Below are 22,130 nucleotides of genomic sequence, written 5' to 3' on the forward strand. Positions count from 1 at the left end.
ACAATAGGTCATTATTCCTTATGCTTGAGACTACTCTTCACCGCGGGTTAGAGTAATGCGATCTTCGTAAATTTCCTCAAGAGCAACACCAACAAATTTATGCGATCTAGGATTCTTCACATCTGTCTTGCCACCCTCACGCAATTGTCTAGCACGACGTGCAGCAGCGACAACGAGCGAATACTTACTGTCAACCTTAGTCATCATTTCATCAATGGATGGATATAGCACTGGGACACCTCTTCATAGTTTACTGTTAATACCATTTGACCTTCAGCATAAATTATCTGACTTTACAATGTTCGGCGATAATAATGCTTTCTATTCTCTTACAAGCCAGATCAATCTCATCATTCACTACAGCATAATCATAATGCTGCATTAAGTTGATCTCATCTTCCGCTACAGTCATGCGGTGATCGATCACATCTGGATGCTCAGTACCCCGTCCGCGAATGCGGTCCTTCAACTCGTCCATGGATGGAGGAAGAAGGAACACAAAAATCCCTTCAGGAAATTTCTCTTTGACTTTGAGAGCTCCTTGAACCTCAATTTCGAGAATAATGTCTTTGCCGCTATTGAGAGTTCTCTCTACAAAATCACGGGGAGTACCGTAATAATTACCTACGTACTCCGCGTATTCAAGCAATTGATCGGCTTCGATCATTGTCATAAATTCCTCTTTGCTTTTGAAAAAATAGTTGACGCCATCTTCCTCACCCGCACGCGGACTGCGAGTAGTAGCAGAAACTGAGTAGACAAGTTCGGGCATCTTCGGACGTAGTGCAGTACAAACAGTACCTTTACCCACGCCGGAAGGTCCGGATAATATGATGAGCAATCCTTTTGACATAATACACTCCATTTAGTTGTTATTCGTCGTTGTCGTCATCTTTACTGGATAAGCGATGCGCCACAGTCTCCGGCTGTACAGCCGATAGGATGACATGATCACTATCTGTAATGATTACGGCACGAGTCCGTCGGCCATAGGTGGCGTCGATCAACATATGCCGATCACGTGCCTCCTGGATAATACGTTTGATTGGTGCAGATTCCGGACTGACGATAGAAATAATGCGGTTGGCAGACACAATATTTCCAAAGCCAATGTTAATAAGTTTGATTGCCATGTTCCGGTAGTTCCCCCCATAAAGTTCTATGCTATTACCTATTCCCGATTACTCTATGTTCGCAGCTTGTTCTCGAATCTTCTCCAGTTCTGCTTTCATATCTAGCACAAGACCCACGAGAGTTAGATGATTGCATTTCGATCCGATTGTATTCGTCTCACGGTTCATCTCCTGAATGAGAAAATCCAGTTTGCGTCCTACCGGTCCTTTCCCCTTCAGGAGGGCTCTGCATTGCTCGAAATGACTATACAACCGGGTCAACTCTTCATCAATATTACAGCGATCTGCAAAAATAGCGATCTCCATCCCGAATTTATGCTCATCAAAAGCGAACGTCCCATCATTTAGTTCATTCAATCGATGTCGAAGTTTCTCACGATATTCAATGATTACGACAGGTGCAAGTTCAACCATTTCAGCATGCATGTTCTCAAGATGGTTCAGGCGCTGTTCAATATCTGCGGCTAGATAACTGCCTTCACGGGCGCGCATCTCCAGCAGAGACTGCAAACACTGCTCAAGTCCCGCCTCCAATACTTCGGAGTAGTCTTCTAATGTCGCAGACACGGCACCCGCAGCCTCGTCTTTGCTGTCCATAATACCGGGTATAGAAAGTATATCACGTAAAGTCAACTCACCAGTCAAACCATATTCGTTCTTAAGCTGCTCTGCTGCCTTTAAATAAGTCATTACAGCAGAGTGATTCAGAACCGGTCTAACAGTCGACTCATCGTGCTCTCTATTGATGGTAACATCTATTCTTCCCCGTTTGATGTGCTGTTGAACCTTTCTTCTCAACACATCCTCATAACCCGTCCAATCCCGGGGCATCCGCAGTACAACTTCGCAGTACCGGTGATTCACCGATTTCACTTCGAACATAATCTTGTAGCCGCCGAATTGCAGGGACGATTGACCGTATCCGGTCATGCTAAATGACAACGGAATCACATCCATTACACTATTGTAATTGATTATTACTAGCGAAACAAGGGGGACAATTTGCGTCCTGATTTCTCCCACACATACTCCATTAGCTGTGCGCTCATATCATAGAACATGAACGGAGTCATCAGATAGATTCCATTAAAATGGGCAGTAGCAACATCTAACAGTTCCTTAGCGATAGCGACACCTTCTGCTCTTCCAGCTTCCCCTTCAAGTCCCTTCATGCGGTTGCGGACATCGTCCGTAAGCTGAATACCGGGAACCTCATTATGTAGAAACTCTGCATTACGTCCGCTTGCCAGTGGCATAACACCAATGAATACGGGGATTTCCAGATGTGCTGTTGCCTCAGCTATCTTCACGATAAGTTCCTGATCATAGACAGGCTGGGTCATAATATAGTCGGCACCAGAGGCAATTTTCTTCTCCAGACGTTGCACTGCCTTATCCAAATGTTTAACATTCGGGTTAAATGCAGCTCCGATTACAAAATTCGCTTTCTGTTTCAAAGGTTTACCTGAGAAGGAAATCCCGTCATTCAGCTGCTTGATCATTCTAATAATCTCAAAAGAGGTTAAATCATAAACCGAGCTTGAGCCGGGAAGATCTCCAAATTTCGCAGGATCACCTGTTACAGCCAGCACATGATCAATTCCAAGCGCATCAAAACCCATCAAATGGGATTGAGTACCAATCAAATTACGATCCCGGCAAGCAATATGCACTAGCGGACGAAGTCCAGTTTTAGCGTGCACCAAATGTCCCAAAGCCATGTTGCTCATCCGTGTGACAGCCAGGGAGTTGTCGGCGAGTGTCAGCGCATCCGCGCCTGCTCTTCTCAAAACTTCTGCGCCCTGCATAAACTTTGCAATATCCAATTCACGAGGTGGATCAAGCTCAACAATAACCGTATGTCGTTCCTTTACCAGATCAACCAGGTTCGGCTCTCTACCATCTCTATCCTCATCGCCAAAATTCTCTTGCAGCGATACACGCTCCACTGCAGGTGGCAACGGTTTAGGAAGCGGTTGCGGTACATAATTCTTCAGTGCAGAGGAGATTTCTGCGATATGCTGCGGAGTTGTACCACAGCAACCACCGATTATCCGGCAGCCCATCTCCGCGAAAGTCTGTGCCATTTGGCCAAAATATTCTGGTGAAGCCCCGTACCGGTATTCTCCGTCTACATAATCCGCCACACCCGCATTTGGATACACAGAGGCTGGCAGAACCAGATTCCCTTGTACAGCTTTGAGCGCTCGCTTCATTCCGTTCGGGCCTGTGTTACAGTTAAATCCGATAACATCAGCGCCATCGCCTTCCAGAATACGAAAGGCTTCTGGCAAAGTTAATCCATCTAATGTGCGTGCCGTTTCATCGACAGCTAATTGGCAAACTACAGGAAGCGAGCTGATCTTGCGGAGCGTTCTTAGAGCTAAATGCAGTTCCTCAACATCGTAAAAGGTTTCCAGCATAATGCCATCTACGTCCTCTTCTAGCAATGCAGCAATCTGCTGTGTAAAATATTTTTTCAGCTCTGTGGAAGAGAGATTCGCACGTTTGCCCGCACGAATAGATCCTACAGCTCCTAATACATACCCATGATCTCCAGCAGCCTGGCGAGCGATTCTAACCCCGGCTCGATTTATTTCCTCAACCTTGGATTCTAGACCATATTTGGACAGCCTGTCATAGTTCGCCGAGAAGGTGTTGCTTTCCAGCAGCACTGCCCCTGCCTCAATATAGCTGCGATGAACATCTTCGATTACCCCCGGAGAGGTCAAATTTAATTCTTCATAGGAAATGCCGACCGGGAAACCCTTCTGATATAAGTAGGTCCCCATCGCTCCGTCTCCGACTAATACTTTATTTCCCCATGCGGAACGTAAATCCGGCTTCACAACAAGATCCTCCCCTGCCACATTAGTTTCTAACTTTAGTTTCATACTAATGTAACATAAATCGGTATGGATGATAAGCTTTACAAAAGAAAAGCATTTAGACCAAAATATCACCATGCATGTTCATATGTAAAAAGCTTCATACTAACGTTAATGCCGTTATTTCCATAAAGGAGAGAATACTTTGAAGAAAAAAACAAGAAAGTTTCTGATCCGAAAATACGCTGTAACTTTACTGCTAGCCACTCTCTGCTTGCTGTATATTTATTTGCTAGATTGGCTGTATGGCTATGGGCTGGGTAACGTCGGGTATATCCTTAACTATCTATTCTATACCGCCTCTGAGAAAGCTACTGCTTGTATTTTGCTGCTCTGCTTGTTCATCCCCGATATCTATTACTGGAAAACAGGACATCAACCAGAACGTGGCGGGGAAAGATGACTTCTTATCGCCGCAACGATGATAAGAATTACAGGGATCAACACCATAAAGAAGGGGAAAATCGTATATAACAATCTCCCCCCCTCATTAATATGTTCAGTAAAGCTCCGCGCATTCAACATCGAGCTGAACAGAATGATCAGAGCACAGGGATAGACCATTCTCCGGTAAGGAATCTTGAACAATTCCGAAATTCCTATAAGTGCGGCCGCAAAAAACACAGACATTTTGAAAAAAACGCCGATAATCAGCACCATAACAATTAGAATATCCACACGTTGAATAAAATCGGAGATTGAAATCTTGCTAATCGTGGGCATCAGAGGGAGGGGTGACCGTTTCACTATATCTGTGCCAAGCACGGAAATATTCAGCATCATAGTCAGACTTAAGAGCAAACCTGAAACAAATATCCCCGCGGCGATGACCCAAGGACCTTTTTTAACATTGTTCAGATAGGGCATCAGCATGGTAAAACAAATCATTTCACCAAAAGGGAACATATAGTTCTGGCGAATAACAGAATCAATCACAGGCTGGAACCCATTCTCAAAAATAGGAAGTAATCGATTCAAATTAATTGAGCCCGATAACATCAGCATGATCGAGCAAAATATTCCTATCAGCATTACAAGAGTTGCGAATACCAATGAAGTTCGGGATAATACCTCTACTCCTTTATGCAAAACATACGCAGAAGATAAGATCATCAACGTTGAAATAATAAACAAAGGTGTGCGGTGCATAGTAGCCATAACCAGCATGGAACTGCCATCCCGTAAATCACGACCCGCTAAATTGAGGAATAGGGTAATGTAGAGAACGGAAATCACCGTACCTAAGGATTTTCCCAATAGCTTGCGGGTATAAGCCGTTAAGGGGAGATCCGGAAACTTTCTGTACAAATAAGTGTACCCCGAAAATACAATCAAACCGATCAAATTTCCGAGGAGTATGGAAATCCACGCATCTTTACCAGACTCCATCCCAAGATTCACTACCAGCGCTGTTCCCAGCTCAAACAACAAAGTCAACGTGAAAAATTGGAGTAGTCCTATTTTTATCTTTCCCATAGCTGTCCCTCCTTTATTGTCATTACTTATTCTTGGATTGAAAGGAATCACTTCGCATATCCGTATGCCTGATCACAGCATCAGCCTCGATATTAATCTGGCAGGTTTCAAATATACTCTCCCAATGATCTTTTACTTGTTTCCAGCCACGTGGATTAGCTCTTTCTACTGCTTCACCGAAACCTAGATAATCACTTTTTAATGAACGGGCAGTTGCTATGGCAGCGCGGATCTGTTCTTGAATATTCTTTTCCAAAAGCTTCGAAAGATCGTTTAACACTGTTGGATCTGTTAGATCCAAGCCATTGGGCGATTCCTTTAATCCAGCCTGCTGAGTGACATTAACCGTGAAGATAGGATGCTCTATATCTTTCGCATCCGCATGGATATGTACCTGTGATAAATACACATTAAACGATATATAGTCCTTCTCCCCTATCGAGACCAATACCGGCATCTGAGATATTTTATTCTTAAGTAGAACGGTACCGATCGCCTCTTCGCCGAGCAGCCATCCTTTAAGCTTGTCTTCTTTAAAAGCTGCAAGACCGGTAACCTTTATTATGGTCTTCGGACTTAAGTTCTTTAAATTATCGTTGCTCTCCCTCTGGTCCAAATCTCCAGTCACTAGCACGCCATTGATCACAGGCCCCCCACCCGGAACCTGAATCCCCCGGATAATATCATCCACTTCCATCCGATAGTTATATCCGAATTGTTTAGAGGTTGTCTGCAGCTTCTCCACCAAATCATTGGCTGGAATCCTTCCGAACACGGTCATAGTCGTCATACATTCACTTGCAGGCTGTCCCTTGGAAATAAAAATCAGGCTTGTCAGCCGGGTTTCGCTTTCCCTTTCCAGCACATCCATGATATCCTTGATGCCTTCTTGAGCGAACTTCTCGGAAATGATGACCACCCTAATATGTCCTAAAGACAAAAAACGTGCAGTCTGACGCGAGGCATTAGCTAATGCTTCAAACATAGTGCGGCCGCTACCTTTATAAACCGAAACAGGTGAAGTTCCTCTAGCGTTCTTCCCAGAGATTTCGTCAGCAACGATAACCTGAAAGGATAATACATATTTCTCTTCTTCTGTAGGTCCTCTATCTATGGACACACCGGAAACGATGGCTCTTCTGTTTAATTCCACACTATCCCAGCAGCCTGTGAGACTAAGACAGATCAATACGCAAGGTAAAAGTCCTGCTAAGAAAAAATTGCATTTACTCAGAATCTTGCTTTCCTTTCTTATGCGGCTGTGTCCCTTTAGTCTTATCAAGAATTTTTGGAGATAGGTTCTGTTCATGTCCGGTTGTGATCTCCTTCCCTTCTGAAATGTTCCCTTGCTGCGCAGTAGCAGGAGCTGGTTCTGCTGTGCCAAGCGCCCACAAAGGCAGCCTTAAGACGGCATCCTTCTGACCTCTGGATGACAAAGGCACTATTGGAGACAAATAAGGAACGCCAAAAGAACGCAGACTGTTCATATGTGCAACCAGTACGATTAAACCTAAAGTAATCCCGTAAAAACCAAACATACCGGCCAATATCAAAAAACCAAAACGGATAATTCTGCCCGCAATCGCCATGTTATACGCTGGAATGGCAAAGCTCGCAATCCCGGTCAACGCGACCACAATCACCATAACGGGCGTAATAATTCCAGCCTCTACCACGGCCTGACCAAGAATCAGAGCACCTACTACAGATACGGTCTGCCCAACTGCACGCGGCATTCTTACTCCCGCTTCCCGGATGATCTCAAACGCACCTTCCATTAGAATAGCTTCGACAAAAGCGGGGAAAGGCACATTTTCCCGTTGCGATAAAAGGTTGATCAGCAAAGTCGTAGGGATCATCTCATAATGAAACGTCGTCAAAGCTATATACACGGAAGGCCCTAGAATAAGCACGATAAAACTGATATACCGAATAATTCGCATCAGAATAGCAATATCGAACCTTTGCGCATAATCCGAAGCTGACTGAAAAAAAAGAGTGAAAACCGCAGGCAAAATCAATACAAAGGGGGTGCCATCTACGACAATCACTACCCTCCCTTCTAACAGATTCGTTGCAGCAACGTCTGGCCGCTCGCTGTTATTGATGGTTGGAAAAGGGGTAAAGGTCTTATCCTGAATCAGCTCTTCGATATAACCGGATTCCATGATGGCATCTACATTAATCTGCTGCAGCCGTTTTCTAACTTCTTCAACCAGCTTCTCGTCCGCAGTATCCTTGATGTACATTAAAGCCACATCGGTCTGAGTTACCGACCCGATCTTCACATGCTCGAGTCTTAGTTTGGGTGATCTTATTCTTCTGCGTATTAATGAGACATTCGTAGCCAAAGATTCAACAAAGCTATCCTTTGGACCACGCACAACTAGCTGAGTGGAGGGTTCAGTGACAGAACGTGCTTCCCCTCCTTCAGTCTCACACATGATGCCACTGTCATAACCTTCAATGAGAATCAGTGTCTTCCCAGAAAGAATTCCGAGCAGCACCTCGTTCCAATCCTCCTGCAGCTGCGCTTCACCTATTTCCAGGGCACGGTTTAAGATGAGGTCATTCAGATTATTTGCTGCAGTATTGCTTTCCTTGAGCATCTCATCCGTAATGGAGAGCAATGAACCCATTACAAATTGATTAACGGTTTCTGTCTTAGCTAGACCATTAAGATGTACCGCAGCAGCCTCAACAACGGATTCCTCACCAAGCTTTACCTGGCGGATTCTAAGATCCGGACTATCTCCCAGCTCGGTTATGATATTGTTTAGCGTCTGCTCCAGATAAATGGTTAATCTCACTCCAGAACCTGGACCTGCCGGGTCAGCTTGCTGTCCCTTACCGGATTTATTTTTTTTAGTTAACCCGTTGATGTTCAACAAGCTCCCCTCCTTTTTTTCATAAACTTTGTAGTATTATTCTCGGTTACTCCTTCCATTATTCGGCTGCTTAAAGTCACCTCAGGTTAGAAACACAAAAAAGGCAGTCCAAGAATGCGCTCTTGGACTGCCTTTTTATTATTTTTCTATATTGCTACACTGCCCGTGAATACGACCTCAGCAGGTCCAGTCATATACACATGATTATCCTCTTCATTCCATTCAATATAGAGATCGCCGCCCTTTAGACTAATCCAAGCTGCCCGGTCTGTAAGATCATTCAGCACAGAGGAGACAAGGGTTGCGCAGGCTCCAGTGCCACAGGCAAGCGTAGGTCCTGCCCCACGTTCCCAGACACGCATATCCACTCTGCCCCGATCCAGTACCGTTGCGAATTCAACGTTTACTTTTCTCGGGAATAAAGGATGTACCTCAAGCTTAGGTCCCCATGTGGCAAGATCAAAATTCACTGCATCTTCTACGTAAATCACGCAATGAGGATTTCCCATGGATACCGCTGTGAACTTAAATTCGGTTCCGTCCGCTTCAATCGGCTGAGCGAGCACTGGCTCTGCATCAATAGATACTGGAATTTGCAGACCGGACAATACAGGTTCGCCCATATCTACGGTTACAGTCTCCACAACACCGTCTTTCACGTTTAAAGTAACCTTTTGTTCTCCGGCACCAATCGTTTCTATTACAATCTGCTCTGAGCTTACCAGTCCGTGGTCATATACATATTTAGAGACACAGCGAATGGCATTTCCGCACTGCTCCGCCTCCGAACCATCAGAATTCATAATACGCATCTTGAAATCGCCACGCTCAGAAGGCAGGATATATACCAGTCCGTCAGCACCGATTCCAAAGAACCGGTTGCATAGGGTTACAGCAAGCTCCGCTGCATTACTTGGCAGCTCTTGCTCGCCGAAAACAACGATGAAGTCATTACCGAGGCCGTGCATTTTTGTGAATTCCATTAAAAGTCCACTCCTAAAGGTTATGTTATGTTAGCATTCGCTTAAGCTTAAAGTTCTGTGTAATTGAGCATTTCGCAAGCATATGAGCGGTTAACTGCAACAAGTATACCTTTAGGAATGGAGCATTAGTATTGACTTTATGCTGAAATTTTTGTACTTTTTATCATCGGATTACTGCCGCTGCGTCCACGATTACGTTTGCCGCCCCAAACACTGCCGGCACCCATCAAGAAGGTCGGGATCCCCGCTGTTACAAACACCAGACACCATTCGCGGAAATTGAGCGGCACTGTTTTGAAGACAGGCTGGAGCACAGGCACGTACATTACGGCCAGCATCAGTAAGACTGATGACAACACGGCAAGCACTAGATACTTATTCTGGAACGGATTGCGGTGGAACACTGAACGCGAACTGCGGCAATCGAAAACATGGATCAACTGTGCCATAACTAGTGTTGCAAAAGCAACGGACTGTGCCCGAATCAATTGTGCAGGATTCTCTGGTGCTATACGTAAGGTTAGCCAAAATGCTCCTAGCGTACATAAACCAATCAAGAATCCACGGCTTATAATTTTCCAGCCTAAGCGGCGGGCAAAAATATTTTCTTTCGCACCACGAGGTTTATGCTCCATCAAATCCTTCTCGGGCTGATCCACTCCAAGTGCCATCGCTGGCAGTCCGTCCGTCACTAGATTGACCCAAAGAATTTGGATCGGAACGAGTGGTAAAGGCAGACCCAGCATCATGGCAAAAAACATAGTCAGAATCTCTCCCACATTGGATGCCAACAGATAACGAATGAATTTACGAATATTCTCATAGATATTTCTGCCTTCTTCGATGGCAGCAACAATCGTTGAGAAGTTATCATCCCCGAGAACAAGTGACGATGCTTCCTTGGTCACATCTGTACCTGTGATCCCCATGGATATCCCGATATCTGCAGCCTTAATGGCTGGAGCGTCGTTCACTCCATCTCCGGTCATAGCCACTACGTGACCGTGACGTTGTAGAGATTTAACGATCCGAAGCTTATGTTCTGGAGATACGCGGGCGAATACAAACACATTGTCCGATATCTTATCCAGCTCATCATCATCCATCCGGGTTAACTGAGCGCCTGTCAGCACCGTTCCACCACGCTGCAGAATTCCCAGCTGGTGAGCAATTGCCTCGGCAGTTGTTCCATGATCACCAGTAATCATAACCGTCTTAATCCCTGCCCGGCGTGTGACACTGATGGCATCGCGGACTTCACGACGTGGCGGATCGATCATTCCTGCCAAGCCAATAAAGACTAATTGATTCTCCGCATCCTTTTCACTATTCACATGTTCATTTGGACGCATATCCCGGTAAGCCATACCTAGCACACGAAGGGCTCCTGAAGCCATTTGCTCATTGGCATCAAGCACCTTCTGCCGCAAAGTTGGCGTACAAGGCACAACACCGCCCTCCCAAAGCATATATGCGCAGCGATTCAGCAATACATCGGGCGCACCTTTGGTACATACCATCCGTCCTCCCGGATGGCCTACGATCACAGACATCAGCTTCCGCTCAGAATCAAACGGAAATTCCTGTTCACGAGTGTAGGTTACGGCAAGCGTCTGAGCGGTCAGTCCCATCTTTCCTGACAGTGCCACGAGCGCTCCTTCTGTCGGGTCGCCCTTCAGTTCCCAAACGGAAGTGTTGTCTGCAGACTTTTCAAGAACAGCATCCTTATCCTTCCCTTTTCGTTTGCCTCGCACTTCAGACTGGAAGGTCTCAATAATTTCCGCGTTGCTGCATAATGCGCCAACCTGCAACATCCGCCGTAAGCTTTGATCATGTTTTAGATCCACTGCTTTGCCTTTCTCCAGAACCTGTCCATTTGGAGCATACCCTTCACCTGTTACCTCAAGACCACGTCCACCCGTCCATAATCGGGTCACCGTCATTTTATTTTGCGTTAATGTTCCTGTCTTGTCTGAACAGATTACCGAGGCACAGCCCAACGTTTCCACTGACGGCAATTTACGAACGATAGCCTTGCGTTTGATCATCCGCTGCACGCCTAGCGCAAGCGCAATAGTTACAATAGCGGGGAGACCTTCCGGAATCGCGGCAACTGCCAAGCTCACACCAGCTAAGAACATGGAGGTGGCAGGCTGTCCATGCAGAATACCTGCTACCACAACTACAATTGTCAATCCCAGAGATACGTAGATCAGAATCTTTCCTAGCTGCTCAAGCCGATGCTGTAAAGGTGTTTCCTGAGAATCCGTATTTTGGATTAGATCCGCTATCTTACCCATTTCCGTGTTCATACCGGTACGGATTACAACAGCTCGCCCTGTTCCTCTGGTCACCATAGTGCCCATGAAGCCTAAATTCTTCTGATCACCAAGCGGAATCTCTTCTGCACGGATCGCTTCCGAATGCTTCGAGACAGGCAATGATTCCCCAGTAAGTGCGGATTCTTCCACATATAGAGCACTGCATTCCAACCAACGTACATCGGCAGGAATCCGATCTCCACTCTCCAGCAAGACAATATCACCTGGCACCAACATCTTGGCTGGGATAATCTCGCTATTCCCTCCACGTAGCACTTTGGCAGAAGGTGCGGAGAGTTGCTTTAAAGCTCTTAGCGAACGTTCGGCGCGAAACTCCTGAACAAATCCAAGCGCTCCATTCAGTAGGATAATCGCGATGATCGTGATGGCATCCAAGTATTCGCCTAGCAACCCGGATACAAGCGTTGCACCCATGAGCACAAGCACCATGAAATCCTTGAACTGGTTCAACAGCAGGGTAAACGGAGATACTGTCTTTCCTTCCGACAGCTCGTTGTACCCGTTCTCCTTTCGTCTCTCCGCGGCTTCCTCATCACTGAGGCCCGTCCTTGGCTGGACATTGAACATTTTCTGCAGCTCTTCTGCACCGAGACGGTGCCAACTGTTTTGTTCCATGACTTTTCTTTCCCTCCCGGTCGTTTCTTTACTTCCGGCGGCGCACAGCTTTTCCACCTGTTCATGACAAATGTATTCAAGGTCGTCCAATAATATCACCCCTATCCAATTCCCCTTTTGCGCGAATGTCCTAAAGTATGGCATCATAGAGAGGTGAGCATAGACGTCTTCGGCGTCCTTATAAGGACAGGTAAGCGTTTGAGCGAGAAATATAAGATATAAGTATTGTGTGAAACTTTTACTTTCTTATATTTAAGAAATTCATTTCACGGCGACAGGAGAGCTTTATCATGGCATTAGACGGCATTGTTACCCGAGCTATCGTGCACGAATTGCAATCATTCATAGGTGCACGTATAGGAAAAATATATCAACCGAACAATCACGATTTAATTTTTAACCTGCGCGGCGCAGGTGGCGGCGGCAAGCTGCTGCTCTCTGCTAATCCAACGTATCCTCGGGTGCATTTTACCGAAAGAAACAGCATTAATCCTTCGGAAGCACCCATGTTCTGCATGCTTATGCGGAAGCATTGTGAGGGAGGGACCATTGAAAGTATTACGCAGGTAGGTATGGAACGAATTATTCACATAAACGTCAAGACTAGAGATGAGCTTGGTGACGTCTTTGCCAAAAAGATCATCATAGAACTCATGGGTCGACACAGTAACATCATTCTTACTGATCTCAGCTCTGGAACGATCATAGACGGCATTCATCATGTAACTCCATCGATCAGCAGCTATCGGATTGTGATGCCCGGCATCGCCTATACAGAGCCGCCACAGCAACATAAGCTGAACCCTTTGGAGATTGGTCAGGAGCAATTTCTCAATTTAATCTCGGCTGCTGAAGAAGCTGCACTGATAGAGGATGTTGAGGAGGAGACTGAGCCAGAAGAAATCATTGAGGGTGAGCTTGCTAATCTGATCACAAAAGAAGCAGTAGAGCAAAAACCTGACGGCTCTGGCGGTCCTTCTCCCTCAGCTGACCCCGTGGGCTGGATGGTACATGCTTTCAGCGGAATGAGCCCACTGATTGCTGGTGAAATTGCTCTTCGTCTGAGAAACACCCTGGATAAAGGCGAAGTTACAGAATCCGAAGCAGCATTTCCGACACAATTATGGGTTGCCTTCCATTCTGTAATGGGATCCGTACGCGATAACGAATTTTCTCCTGTTGCAGGTGCAAACGCAAAAGGTAAGATGATTTTTTCTGCGATCCCCTTAACACTTCTGGGTGAGAGTGCGAAACATTACAACTCCATCAGTGAATGTATGGAGGATTATTACGGGGATAAAGCCGAGCGCGATACTGTAAAGCAACGGGTGAGTGATTTGATCCGCTTCCTCAGCAATGAACGGAGCAAAAACGTTAAGAAACTCGCTAATTTGCAGAAGGATCTCGACGAAGCTCAGGATGCGGATCGTTACCGCATTTGGGGTGAGTTGCTTTTCGCTTCATTACACGCGGTATCCAAAGGGGATAAAGAAGCCTCCTTGGTCAATTATTATGATGAAAATCAGGCGGAAATGGTGGTTCCGCTCGATCCGTTATTAAATCCTTCGGACAATGCACAACGTTATTTCAAAAAATACAACAAATATAAAAACAGCCTGCTTGTCATTAATGAACAGCTTTTGAAGACGCATGAGGAAATTCTGTATATGGAGAGTCTGCTGCAGCAACTTGCCCACGCTTCCCTCAACGATATTGAGGAGATCCGCGACGAGCTTGTAAGCCAAGGTTATCTGCGAGACCGGAGCAAAAAGGGCAAAAAGAAGAAAAAGGCCACCAGACCCACATTACAGGTCTTCACCTCTTCAGAAGGAATCGATATTTATGTCGGCAAAAATAATTTGCAGAACGAATACGTCACCAATCGACTGGCTTCTCCGAATGATACTTGGCTGCATACCAAGGACATCCCCGGATCACACGTGGTCATCCGAAGTGAGCAATTTGGAGATGCAACGCTGGAAGAAGCCGCTCAGCTTGCCGCTTATTTCAGCCAAGCCAAACAGTCCAGCAGTGTGCCTGTGGACTGTACATTGATCCGCTATGTACGTAAACCAAGCGGTTCCAAGCCGGGATTTGTAATCTATGATCATCAAAAGACACTGTTCGTCACACCCAATGAGGAAAGAATTAAGAGTCTTCCAAATACTTTGAGAAGCTAAATACTAGATATAAAGAAACCTCCAGCTGCAGATGTTGAACATCTATAGCTGGAGGTTTTTTATAATTCGCTCCGCACTAATTTCATGCCTTTTTGTTTAAAAACTTCAGTACTTCTGTAGAAACCGTAACACTGCCGATATCCCCGTGAAAAATCACGCCTTGACGGGCACCATGAAAGTCAGAACCTCCGGTTATTAACAGATTATAATCCTCAGCCATAACTTGGTAACGTTCTTCTTCCGCAGGTCCATGATCAGAGTGATAGACCTCAATCCCTTTAAAAGCGCCTTGCTCCAGAATATCTCGCACCAGAAGGTCATCCCCGTACAAACCCGGATGGGCTAATACTGGAGACCCTCCTGCCTCAATGATCCACTCGCAAGCTTCCTCCGGTGTGATTCTAGGAGGTGACACATAGGCCGCTGCACCCTCGGCCAAATACTTGTTGAAGGCATCTCTCATATCGGTAGCTGCCCCAAGCCGAACCAGCTCGTCGGCAATATGTGGCCGGCCGATGCTTTCATCAGGCTTCAATTCCCGCCCGATCCCCGCTATAACCTGTTCCAAGGTAATCGCAATACCAAGGTCTTGCAGCTTGGTAATTATCGCTTCATTCCTAAGTGCCCGGGTATCTCTTAGCCCTTCCAAACGTGAGAGAAATTGTTCATTCTCAGGATCAACATAATAGCCCAGCACATGAATGTCTTTGCCACCAGCACGCGTACTGATCTCTACACCAGGCACAACGGTTATTCCGTACTTCGCTCCTGCTTCACAGGCTTCCTTCACGCCAGCTAATGTATCATGATCCGTAATGGCAACAGCGCTTAGCCCCTTCTCCTTAGCAAGCCGTACATTCTCCGCTGGCGGCTGCATGCCGTCAGATGCTAGAGTATGGGTATGGAGGTCGCATACATCCTTCGCAGGTAGGTTGCCTGCATTCTCCCACTCTTCCCGCAGAATCCCCATTTTTATGGCATCGTAGTATTCTCCTCGCACGATTCGTGCTTTACGGACGCGAGCTTCCTCCACCATGCCACATTTCGCTGCCAACCCGATCATTCTTTTATTCCCTGACCAGGTGCCTATTCCAAGACGGACTGTATCAAGAGAATTAAATAAATAATCTATCCACATCTTAAACGCTTCCGTACCGTAACCACCTGACCAATAACTAGAATCAAAGATTACTATACCAATCTCCATCCAGTTGGTTTCTTGCGATATCCAGTAGCGTCCTACTTTCCCCTTTACCTTGCCGTCTATTTCTATGATCAACAGGTTACGCGGGGTTTCCGTCTCAACTAACGCCAAATGACCTATGTAGTCCTCGGTAAACTTTTCGAATCTTTGATGTGCCAAAGATTTATAAGGACCATCCCATTTCAAGTGTTCACGGTCTTCAGCTTCATGATAGTGATAATAAAGCTTCTGAAAATCAGCCTCTGTAATATCGCGCAATACTAGCTTTTCTCCACGTAGAACAATTGACATTGTGATATCCCCCGCTTTAACTATCAGATTTCATTCGAATGCTCACGCAAATAAGTCAGGAAGGTTACTGCAGAAATTGGCAGCAGTGTTGATTTTAAATGAATGGCGTAGAATTGTCTTTTAAAAGAGGCATCAGAGATATTCACAATTTTCAACAGTCCAAGCGCAACTTCATGCTTAACCGAAGAGGTTGATATGATCGTTATGCCAAGACCTGCTTCCACCGCAGATTTCACAGCTCCCGTACTTCCAAGCTCCATCACGATCTTCATTGTTCCCGGATCAAGTCCCTTGGAGAACAGCTGCTCTTCCATCACACGCCGCGTTCCTGAGCCCTGCTCACGCAATACAAAAGGATGCTGAAGCACTTGCTCCAAGGTAACCTCTTGCTGCTCCGCAAGTGGATGATCATATGGCACGATCAACTTCAGCTCATCCCCCATCACGGGCTCGATCTCCATGTCCGGATGTGTGACCGGGGCTTCAATTAAACCAAAATTCAGTTGATGCTTGAGGATTTCCTCCATAATTTGCGAGGTGTTCATCACTTTCATCATAATTGAAATATTAGGATATTGCTTTCCGAAAGGGCCTAACAGCCGTGGCAGCACGTATTCTCCTATCGTAAGACTCGCCCCAAGCTGCAATCTCCCTTCCAGCATATGTGTGAATGCTGACATGGCTTGATCCGTCTCTCGCATCAGCTGAATACTGCGTAGCGCGTATGGCATTAGAGTGTGCCCTGCCTCAGAGAGTACGATTTTTTTGGTGGAACGATTAAACAATTTGGTGCCAAAATAATCCTCCAGCGCCTGTACCTGCATGGTCACAGCTGGTTGAGTCATATGTAAAGTCTGCGCCGCCGCCGAGAAGCTTCCCCGCTCGGAGACCGTATAAAAAATATGCAGCTGGTGAAAGTTCATGCTTCGCAACTCCTTATATTACAAGAAGAAACGTCGTTGCCGTCCTTTAAAGACGACAATCGTTTCCCGTAGAAATCTAAGAATATTATAATTGTGCAGTATATAAATTCTTATATTTTCAAAAAGGACATGCAGACTCGCCGCATGCCTCTTGCCCGTTTCTTTATAGACTATTTGCGTCTTCGCTTCTTCTTCGACAGCTTTGTACGGTGAGAATTACGCAGCAGTGAAAAATAGGTCTTTAAATCTCTCAGCTGTGGCATCACCGAGATTCTACCAAGAAACGAAACGATGATCATAGAATATAATGGCTGGCCTGAGAGATCTCTCTCACCTGTCAATTCCGTAAACTCAGCGATTACTACAGAGTCATCGTCAATTAAATATGCGTTATAATCACTGCTTGAAAAGGGCTTGATCCGATTCTGCATTAGGCACTGCCACATCCATGCAGCGACCTCTTCGGCATTGCTTGCACCATTGCTGATGCGGTCCATATAACGGCTCTTCGCATGATTTGTTATAACGATGTCGGCGACCCTGTAATCGTTCAGCATGATGTGGAAGGGCTCATAAGTGCTGGGCCAATCCATCCCCTTGTTGCGCATCATCATCACACTCCACCATAAGGGTCTTAGTATGCACTTAATGTTGTCATCTTACCTCATTGCCGAAAGTTGTACAAGTTTCTCCCCTTGAGAGTAATGGCTTTTTTTGTAAATAAGCATAAAAAAACAGGCGCTGTTTAAGCGCCTGTTTATCTCCTGGAATCACATACTGTAATTACGGGACTTGTCCGGTCCATTACTAGTATACTCTGTCTTAATTTCGTTACGATAAGATCTTTCAATCTTTCGTACATAGGAGAGTCTGCGGACATTCTTCATAACTTCCTCGGCCCGTTCTGCATTTACATACATAACTGCATAATGCATTTTCCGAGAAACATAATGTAATGTTCCGTATTTCTCAAGGTTACGTGCCGCTTTAACGTCACTTACCCAAATGATGTATCCTGTCCGTTCCGCAAACATAAGCTAAACCGCCTTTCTCTCTAAATCCTAAGGGAAGCTTATCCGCAGGAGCATTTTCCCCCGCTGCCGCATCCACCTTTAGGGGAAGGATCATTACTTGGTACTTTAATGCTATCTGATACTGAAAAAGCAATCGCTTCCGACATGGAATGCAGAATGTCGTCAAGGGTCTTCTCTGCCAGCTTGAAACGAACAACTTCTTCGAACTGCTCCAGTTCCGCTTCTACTGCCGAAACCTCATCCTTTGCTGAATGATAATTCGGGTGGAAATGTCCGAAACGCTGTGTTTCTTCAAACAGCTCCTTCTTAGTCTGAAGTCGTTTGACCATGGCCTGAATTTCGGGGTTCGTATCAACCCGCCCTTTCCAGTATAAGTAATCCGACACCTCGGCGGATTGATTAATCATATCGCCTAATTCATAGGCGTATGTCAGTACTTCAGCCATATCGACCGTATTTATTTCAGCTACGCTCATGAACTCAGCTCTTTTCTTCGTTAATGATCTACCGATCCAGTAGACTTTTCTATCATACCATAATCACTCGCTTGAGCAGAAGAGGAATTTCTTCGTCCTTTGGGAATAACTAACTTCATTTCCTTCCAGTCTTCCGGAGTGAGCTCTATATCTTCAACCGTTTCACCATCATGAAAGAGCAGTTGTCCGGAAACTCTCCATGGATTCCCACTTATGCGTGAAGGGATAAAATCTAACATCTGATCCTTTAGTGCAAAACGCACCTTGACTCCCCATCTTAACCCTTGCTCCATCACCTTTTGTGCAGTCGAGCTATGATAATGCCGCCATTCTTTGCTCCAGATCTGCGGTACATTTTCTCCACCGAAGAGAATCTCTTCCTCCTGTTCAGGAGCAATAACCGGCAGGTTAAGAAAAGGATTCCCTTTGGACAGCAATCCTAGTTCTACATTCAGCTCTGGAAGAACATACATTGCTTCGGGGTTTCCTGTTTCATGAGGAAACAAACACCACCCTAGGTTTGTTTCCTCTACCTGTCCTCCAATGATTCTGGAAGGCGCTAACCCCGCGGAGTACAGCTCTTTTCGTATCTGTTCCATACATTGCGGGTCCACTATGAAATGTAAAGGACCGATACGTTCAAGGTTCTCCTGTAAACGCGGGTGAGCTGCGATAGCAGCTCCATCTGCTTCCGTCTGACAGGTCAAAATAATTACTTGGGAGAGTGAGGTACGGCCAATGCTTTTTGCCCATTGCTCAAGAGACATTTGAACCACCGAAGGAAGTCCTCCTAGTGCATGCTCACTTATCCATGAGATGATGTCATTCGGTGACATTCCACGCTCAGCTGCAAGTTCCAACCTCTCTTTCGTCAGAAGGAAGCTCCATATCGTATCACTTTGCTGGAGCTCAGCGCAGCCAGCCAGTGTCCATCGTACAGAATAGGGGACCTCCGGTGGAACCAGCACCTCGAAATCCGGCTGTACAATAAACTGTTCCTGTGTATCTCCAGACCCAACAGCAGCGAATGATCCCCTCTCAGCAGATAGCATTGGCTTAGCAGCGGTCCAGCAAAAACACAACATACCCTCAGCGGTTTCTCCCAGCTCGCACCAGCCAAAGCCTGTTAAACAACGTAACCAGTTCAAGCTTGATTGTTCAAGCTCATTACGGGCAACGGTACCTGTGAGATTAGCATCCATCATCCAGTCTAATAGCGCGGGCAGCATTATCCATTTCCCGGGGATAAAATCTGCATTTGAGATTATATAACGAAAATGTTGATCGGCAGGTCCCACGCATCCGCAGCGATTAATTATAATTCCATAGAGAATGTCACTCATCGTCGCTTCAGGAAGCTGCAGCCAACGATCCAATAGCTCCATATCAAGCGTGTACCCGGCGCTCTGCCTGCGAATAAGTCCAAGACACAGCAGGATATCCACCGTCGCAATGACAGAAAGAGTTTTCTGTTCCTCTAAAAGAGAACCCACGGAGAGCCATTGCAAATGCTCCTCGCCAAAAGAGAGCTGCGCCGCTAAGCGGTTTAGATGCTTTTTATGAATAATCCCCTTGGCTGTCAGCGGCAATCCTTCCCAAGCGGTGAACAGCAAAGCCCGAAACAGATCTATCGCCAGTCCGGCCCCCGCCTCCATGGTAAGACTCACTAAATGCCCGGCAATGAATTGCGGCTGATACGGGAAAAATTCTTGTTCAATTGCCGGTAGTTGATCAACCGGAATCTGATACAGCTTTTCGCCCAAAATTTTATGCCTTGCAGTTAACAGCCCCTCGCGGCGCAATTCGTTCATTGCAAGCTTTTGCTCAGCACGACAAAGCGCCACAGGGCGCAATCGTTCTTCTTTCCCTTCTTCAAACGGCTGGGCAGCATAAGCTGCACATAACCGCTTTAATACCTCTAATGCTTCTGTTGATAGCTGGTTCAATGAATGGTTCGCTCCTCTCCACTCGGCATCTTTTTAACGACATATTCATAACCCTGCTCAGTCAAAAACATCCGGCGGCGCAAAGCGAAATCCTGTTCCCGGCTATCTTCAGATACCAGTGTATAAAAATAGGCTTTATTCTCCCCCGCTTTTGGACGGAGGATTCGACCTAGTCGCTGAGCTTCCTCCTGCCGGGATCCATAAGCTCCCGAGACTTCAATAGCAATCGACGCGTCAGGTAAATTCACCGCGAAATTCGCTACTTTTGACACCACCAGTACCTGTATATCTCCCTCGTTAAAAGCCGCATATAGCTCGTCTCTTTCACGCTGCTTCGTTTTGCCGGTAATTAAAGGTGCCCCGATCCTGTTAGCCAGTTCACTTAACTGGTCGAGATATTGTCCAATAACCAGTACCGAAGAGCCTGCATGGACCTTTAGAAGCTTGGCTACAATCTCAGCTTTGGCAGGATTGCATGAAGCCATACGAAATTTTTCTTTTGCCGCCGCGTACATATATTCTTGTTTAAGCTCCGGATTCATGGGCACAATGATCTCTACACATTCCACTTCAGCGATCCAGCCCTGCTGCTCCAGCTCCTTCCAAGGCAGATCGTAGCGTTTCGGTCCGATTAAAGAGAACACATCCCCTTCCTTCCCGTCTTCTCTAACCAAAGTGGCTGTAAGCCCCAGTCGACGTGTAGCCTGAATGTCTGCTGTAGCCCGAAATACAGGCGCTGGAAGCAGGTGAACCTCATCATATATAATCAAGCCCCAATTGCGTTCGTTAAACAGCTTCATATGGAGAAACGGACCGTCTTTGGACGAACGATGGGTTAATATTTGATAGGTGGCAATGGTAACTGGCCGCACTTCTCTTTTTTCACCGGAATATTCTCCCACTGCCTCCCCGGCCAAATCTGTTCGCTCCAGCAGTTCATCCATCCATTGCCTTACGGATGTTGTATTTGAAGTTAAAATTAAGGTTTCACATTGGAGACTTTCAAGTACTGCTACTCCTACAATTGTCTTTCCTGCGCCACAAGGCAGCACCACCACACCGCTTCCCCCTTGTCCTTCTGTCCCTTGAAACAGCTGAACGGCCTCCTGCTGGTATTCACGTAAGCCAAATGAATCGTTTGCCGTATCAGCCTTGCAGGCATCGAGATTCTCCTTCCAGGTCAAGCTAAGCGCTTGTCCTTCATGATATCCGGCGTAGTCGAGAACTGGATAACCCAATCTCATCAGCTCTTGTTTCAAAAGCCCTCTATTCTCCGCAGGACACGAGCATTCCAGAGGATTTATTCTCAGTAGACCCAACGCTTTTAGACCTTGTTCATCACTCAATTCATCCAAAAGCTCAGGAGCATCCGCTCTTAACATAACGACCTCATTCCGAGTCTCTTGGCCATGAAGAGTCAGCTTTCCATATCTGGACAAAAGAGTTTCGATTTCCTCCTCCAGTCCTGTGGGAACACCCCAGCGTGCAAGGTGATGCAGGCTAGTGATAATCTCCTCAGCAGTATAATTAAGCGCAGCCGCATTCCAAAGAGATAACGGGGTAATTCGGTAGGTATGGTAAGCAGGAGGACTTTTTATCAGCTCCGCGAAAGTCCCTAGCTTTTTCCTTGACACCTCAAAATCCGGATGAGCACATTCCAGTAAAATTGTCCGGTCCCTGCGCACGATGCAAGCTCCTGATCCATTCATAGCTTTTCCTCCCTAGTGTTCATGTAATTTAAGTTTGCGCTA

Annotated in this window: 19 protein-coding genes and 1 pseudogene; 2 read left to right on the plus strand and 18 right to left on the minus strand. The window is 46.1% G+C overall.

Annotation, left to right across the window (positions count from 1 at the left end):
* Nucleotides 1-30 precede the first annotated feature (30 nt).
* Genes rpoZ through MKY63_RS28835 form a run of 5 tightly spaced genes read right to left on the minus strand, consistent with a single transcriptional unit; the run spans nt 31 to nt 3,982 of the window.
* Nucleotides 31-231: a DNA-directed RNA polymerase subunit omega gene (rpoZ, locus tag MKY63_RS28815; protein ID WP_036686188.1), complete on the minus strand. Its 201-nt coding sequence runs from the start codon at nt 229-231 to the stop codon at nt 31-33.
* Nucleotides 232-283: 52 nt separating this feature from the next.
* Nucleotides 284-853, minus strand: coding sequence for a guanylate kinase (gene gmk / locus MKY63_RS28820; RefSeq protein ID WP_036686186.1), 570 nt, complete (start codon nt 851-853; stop codon nt 284-286).
* A 19-nt stretch (nt 854-872) separates the two neighbouring features.
* Complete coding sequence (locus tag MKY63_RS28825) at nt 873-1,133, minus strand: DUF370 domain-containing protein (RefSeq protein WP_006209218.1); 261 nt, start codon at nt 1,131-1,133, stop codon at nt 873-875.
* Nucleotides 1,134-1,181: 48 nt separating this feature from the next.
* Nucleotides 1,182-2,075, minus strand: coding sequence for a YicC/YloC family endoribonuclease (locus MKY63_RS28830; protein ID WP_036686185.1), 894 nt, complete (start codon nt 2,073-2,075; stop codon nt 1,182-1,184).
* Between the two features lie 38 nt (nt 2,076-2,113).
* The gene (locus MKY63_RS28835; protein ID WP_076099571.1) at nt 2,114-3,982 is read right to left on the minus strand and encodes a bifunctional homocysteine S-methyltransferase/methylenetetrahydrofolate reductase; all 1,869 of its coding nucleotides are present in this window, start codon (nt 3,980-3,982) and stop codon (nt 2,114-2,116) included.
* Between the two features lie 184 nt (nt 3,983-4,166).
* Between MKY63_RS28835 and MKY63_RS28840 the strand changes: the two genes are divergently transcribed.
* Nucleotides 4,167-4,424, plus strand: coding sequence for a hypothetical protein (locus MKY63_RS28840; protein ID WP_036686181.1), 258 nt, complete (start codon nt 4,167-4,169; stop codon nt 4,422-4,424).
* Here the strand turns inward: MKY63_RS28840 and MKY63_RS28845 are convergent.
* The 5 genes from MKY63_RS28845 to MKY63_RS28865 all read right to left on the minus strand — a co-directional run bounded on the left by MKY63_RS28845 (nt 4,397) and on the right by MKY63_RS28865 (nt 12,325).
* The gene (locus MKY63_RS28845) at nt 4,397-5,497 is read right to left on the minus strand and encodes a GerAB/ArcD/ProY family transporter (RefSeq protein ID WP_036686178.1); all 1,101 of its coding nucleotides are present in this window, start codon (nt 5,495-5,497) and stop codon (nt 4,397-4,399) included. The genes MKY63_RS28840 and MKY63_RS28845 overlap by 28 nt on opposite strands.
* 22 nt (nt 5,498-5,519) lie before the next feature.
* On the minus strand, nt 5,520-6,650 hold the full coding sequence (locus MKY63_RS28850; RefSeq protein ID WP_051491443.1) for a Ger(x)C family spore germination protein: 1,131 nt from the start codon (nt 6,648-6,650) through the stop codon (nt 5,520-5,522).
* 73 nt (nt 6,651-6,723) lie between these two features.
* Nucleotides 6,724-8,385 (minus strand): spore germination protein, encoded by a 1,662-nt coding sequence (locus MKY63_RS28855; RefSeq protein WP_063829831.1) that lies wholly within the window; start codon nt 8,383-8,385, stop codon nt 6,724-6,726.
* A gap of 146 nt (nt 8,386-8,531) precedes the next feature.
* Nucleotides 8,532-9,368, minus strand: coding sequence for a diaminopimelate epimerase (gene dapF / locus MKY63_RS28860; RefSeq protein ID WP_038570307.1), 837 nt, complete (start codon nt 9,366-9,368; stop codon nt 8,532-8,534).
* A gap of 137 nt (nt 9,369-9,505) precedes the next feature.
* Nucleotides 9,506-12,325, minus strand: coding sequence for a calcium-translocating P-type ATPase, SERCA-type (locus MKY63_RS28865; RefSeq protein ID WP_036686174.1), 2,820 nt, complete (start codon nt 12,323-12,325; stop codon nt 9,506-9,508).
* Between the two features lie 290 nt (nt 12,326-12,615).
* On the opposite strand from MKY63_RS28865, the gene MKY63_RS28870 reads away from it, so the two are divergent.
* On the plus strand, nt 12,616-14,505 hold the full coding sequence (locus tag MKY63_RS28870) for an NFACT RNA binding domain-containing protein (RefSeq protein ID WP_076274917.1): 1,890 nt from the start codon (nt 12,616-12,618) through the stop codon (nt 14,503-14,505).
* An 82-nt stretch (nt 14,506-14,587) separates the two neighbouring features.
* On the opposite strand, the gene MKY63_RS28875 is transcribed toward MKY63_RS28870, so the two are convergent.
* The 8 genes and pseudogenes from MKY63_RS28875 to MKY63_RS28910 form a co-directional block, all read right to left on the minus strand.
* Nucleotides 14,588-15,475: a PHP domain-containing protein gene (locus tag MKY63_RS28875; RefSeq protein WP_076212971.1), complete on the minus strand. Its 888-nt coding sequence runs from the start codon at nt 15,473-15,475 to the stop codon at nt 14,588-14,590.
* 120 nt (nt 15,476-15,595) lie between these two features.
* A pseudogene (locus MKY63_RS28880) lies at nt 15,596-16,000 on the minus strand (GNAT family N-acetyltransferase); the annotation flags it as partial.
* Nucleotides 16,001-16,023: 23 nt separating this feature from the next.
* Entirely contained in the window at nt 16,024-16,923 is a 900-nt protein-coding gene (locus tag MKY63_RS28885; protein WP_038570298.1) for a selenium metabolism-associated LysR family transcriptional regulator, read from the minus strand.
* 170 nt (nt 16,924-17,093) lie between these two features.
* On the minus strand, nt 17,094-17,531 hold the full coding sequence (locus tag MKY63_RS28890) for a hypothetical protein (RefSeq protein ID WP_036686574.1): 438 nt from the start codon (nt 17,529-17,531) through the stop codon (nt 17,094-17,096).
* A 162-nt stretch (nt 17,532-17,693) separates the two neighbouring features.
* Nucleotides 17,694-17,957 (minus strand): YlbG family protein, encoded by a 264-nt coding sequence (locus MKY63_RS28895; RefSeq protein ID WP_036686170.1) that lies wholly within the window; start codon nt 17,955-17,957, stop codon nt 17,694-17,696.
* Nucleotides 17,958-17,995: 38 nt separating this feature from the next.
* Nucleotides 17,996-18,433, minus strand: a complete 438-nt coding sequence (locus tag MKY63_RS28900; protein ID WP_036686168.1) for a YlbF family regulator — start codon at nt 18,431-18,433, stop codon at nt 17,996-17,998.
* A 20-nt stretch (nt 18,434-18,453) separates the two neighbouring features.
* A complete protein-coding gene (locus tag MKY63_RS28905) occupies nt 18,454-20,379 on the minus strand; it encodes a helicase-associated domain-containing protein (protein WP_076212698.1) in 1,926 nt (641 codons plus the stop codon).
* The gene (locus MKY63_RS28910) at nt 20,376-22,088 is read right to left on the minus strand and encodes a DNA repair helicase XPB (protein ID WP_076104790.1); all 1,713 of its coding nucleotides are present in this window, start codon (nt 22,086-22,088) and stop codon (nt 20,376-20,378) included. Before MKY63_RS28910 ends, MKY63_RS28905 begins: the two co-directional genes overlap by 4 nt.
* Nucleotides 22,089-22,130: the final 42 nt, after the last annotated feature.

Source organism: Paenibacillus sp. FSL R7-0189, from assembly GCF_037969925.1.
Classification (GTDB): domain Bacteria; phylum Bacillota; class Bacilli; order Paenibacillales; family Paenibacillaceae; genus Paenibacillus_AQ; species Paenibacillus_AQ odorifer.

Excerpts from the sequence above, each read along its gene's own strand:
- MKY63_RS28885 (WP_038570298.1), bottom strand. The coding sequence starts at position 16,923 with ATGAACTTTCACCAGCTGCATATTTTTTATACGGTCTCCGAGCGGGGA.
- MKY63_RS28875 (WP_076212971.1), bottom strand. The coding sequence starts at position 15,475 with ATGGGGATTCTGCGGGAAGAGTGGGAGAATGCAGGCAACCTACCTGCG.
- MKY63_RS28845 (WP_036686178.1), bottom strand. The coding sequence starts at position 5,497 with ATGGGAAAGATAAAAATAGGACTACTCCAATTTTTCACGTTGACTTTG.
- MKY63_RS28895 (WP_036686170.1), bottom strand. The coding sequence starts at position 17,957 with ATGTTTGCGGAACGGACAGGATACATCATTTGGGTAAGTGACGTTAAA.
- gmk (WP_036686186.1), bottom strand. The coding sequence starts at position 853 with ATGTCAAAAGGATTGCTCATCATATTATCCGGACCTTCCGGCGTGGGT.
- MKY63_RS28865 (WP_036686174.1), bottom strand. The coding sequence starts at position 12,325 with ATGGAACAAAACAGTTGGCACCGTCTCGGTGCAGAAGAGCTGCAGAAA.
- MKY63_RS28825 (WP_006209218.1), bottom strand. The coding sequence starts at position 1,133 with ATGGCAATCAAACTTATTAACATTGGCTTTGGAAATATTGTGTCTGCC.
- dapF (WP_038570307.1), bottom strand. The coding sequence starts at position 9,368 with ATGGAATTCACAAAAATGCACGGCCTCGGTAATGACTTCATCGTTGTT.
- MKY63_RS28910 (WP_076104790.1), bottom strand. The coding sequence starts at position 22,088 with ATGAATGGATCAGGAGCTTGCATCGTGCGCAGGGACCGGACAATTTTA.
- MKY63_RS28870 (WP_076274917.1), top strand. The coding sequence starts at position 12,616 with ATGGCATTAGACGGCATTGTTACCCGAGCTATCGTGCACGAATTGCAA.
- MKY63_RS28900 (WP_036686168.1), bottom strand. The coding sequence starts at position 18,433 with ATGAGCGTAGCTGAAATAAATACGGTCGATATGGCTGAAGTACTGACA.
- MKY63_RS28890 (WP_036686574.1), bottom strand. The coding sequence starts at position 17,531 with ATGCGCAACAAGGGGATGGATTGGCCCAGCACTTATGAGCCCTTCCAC.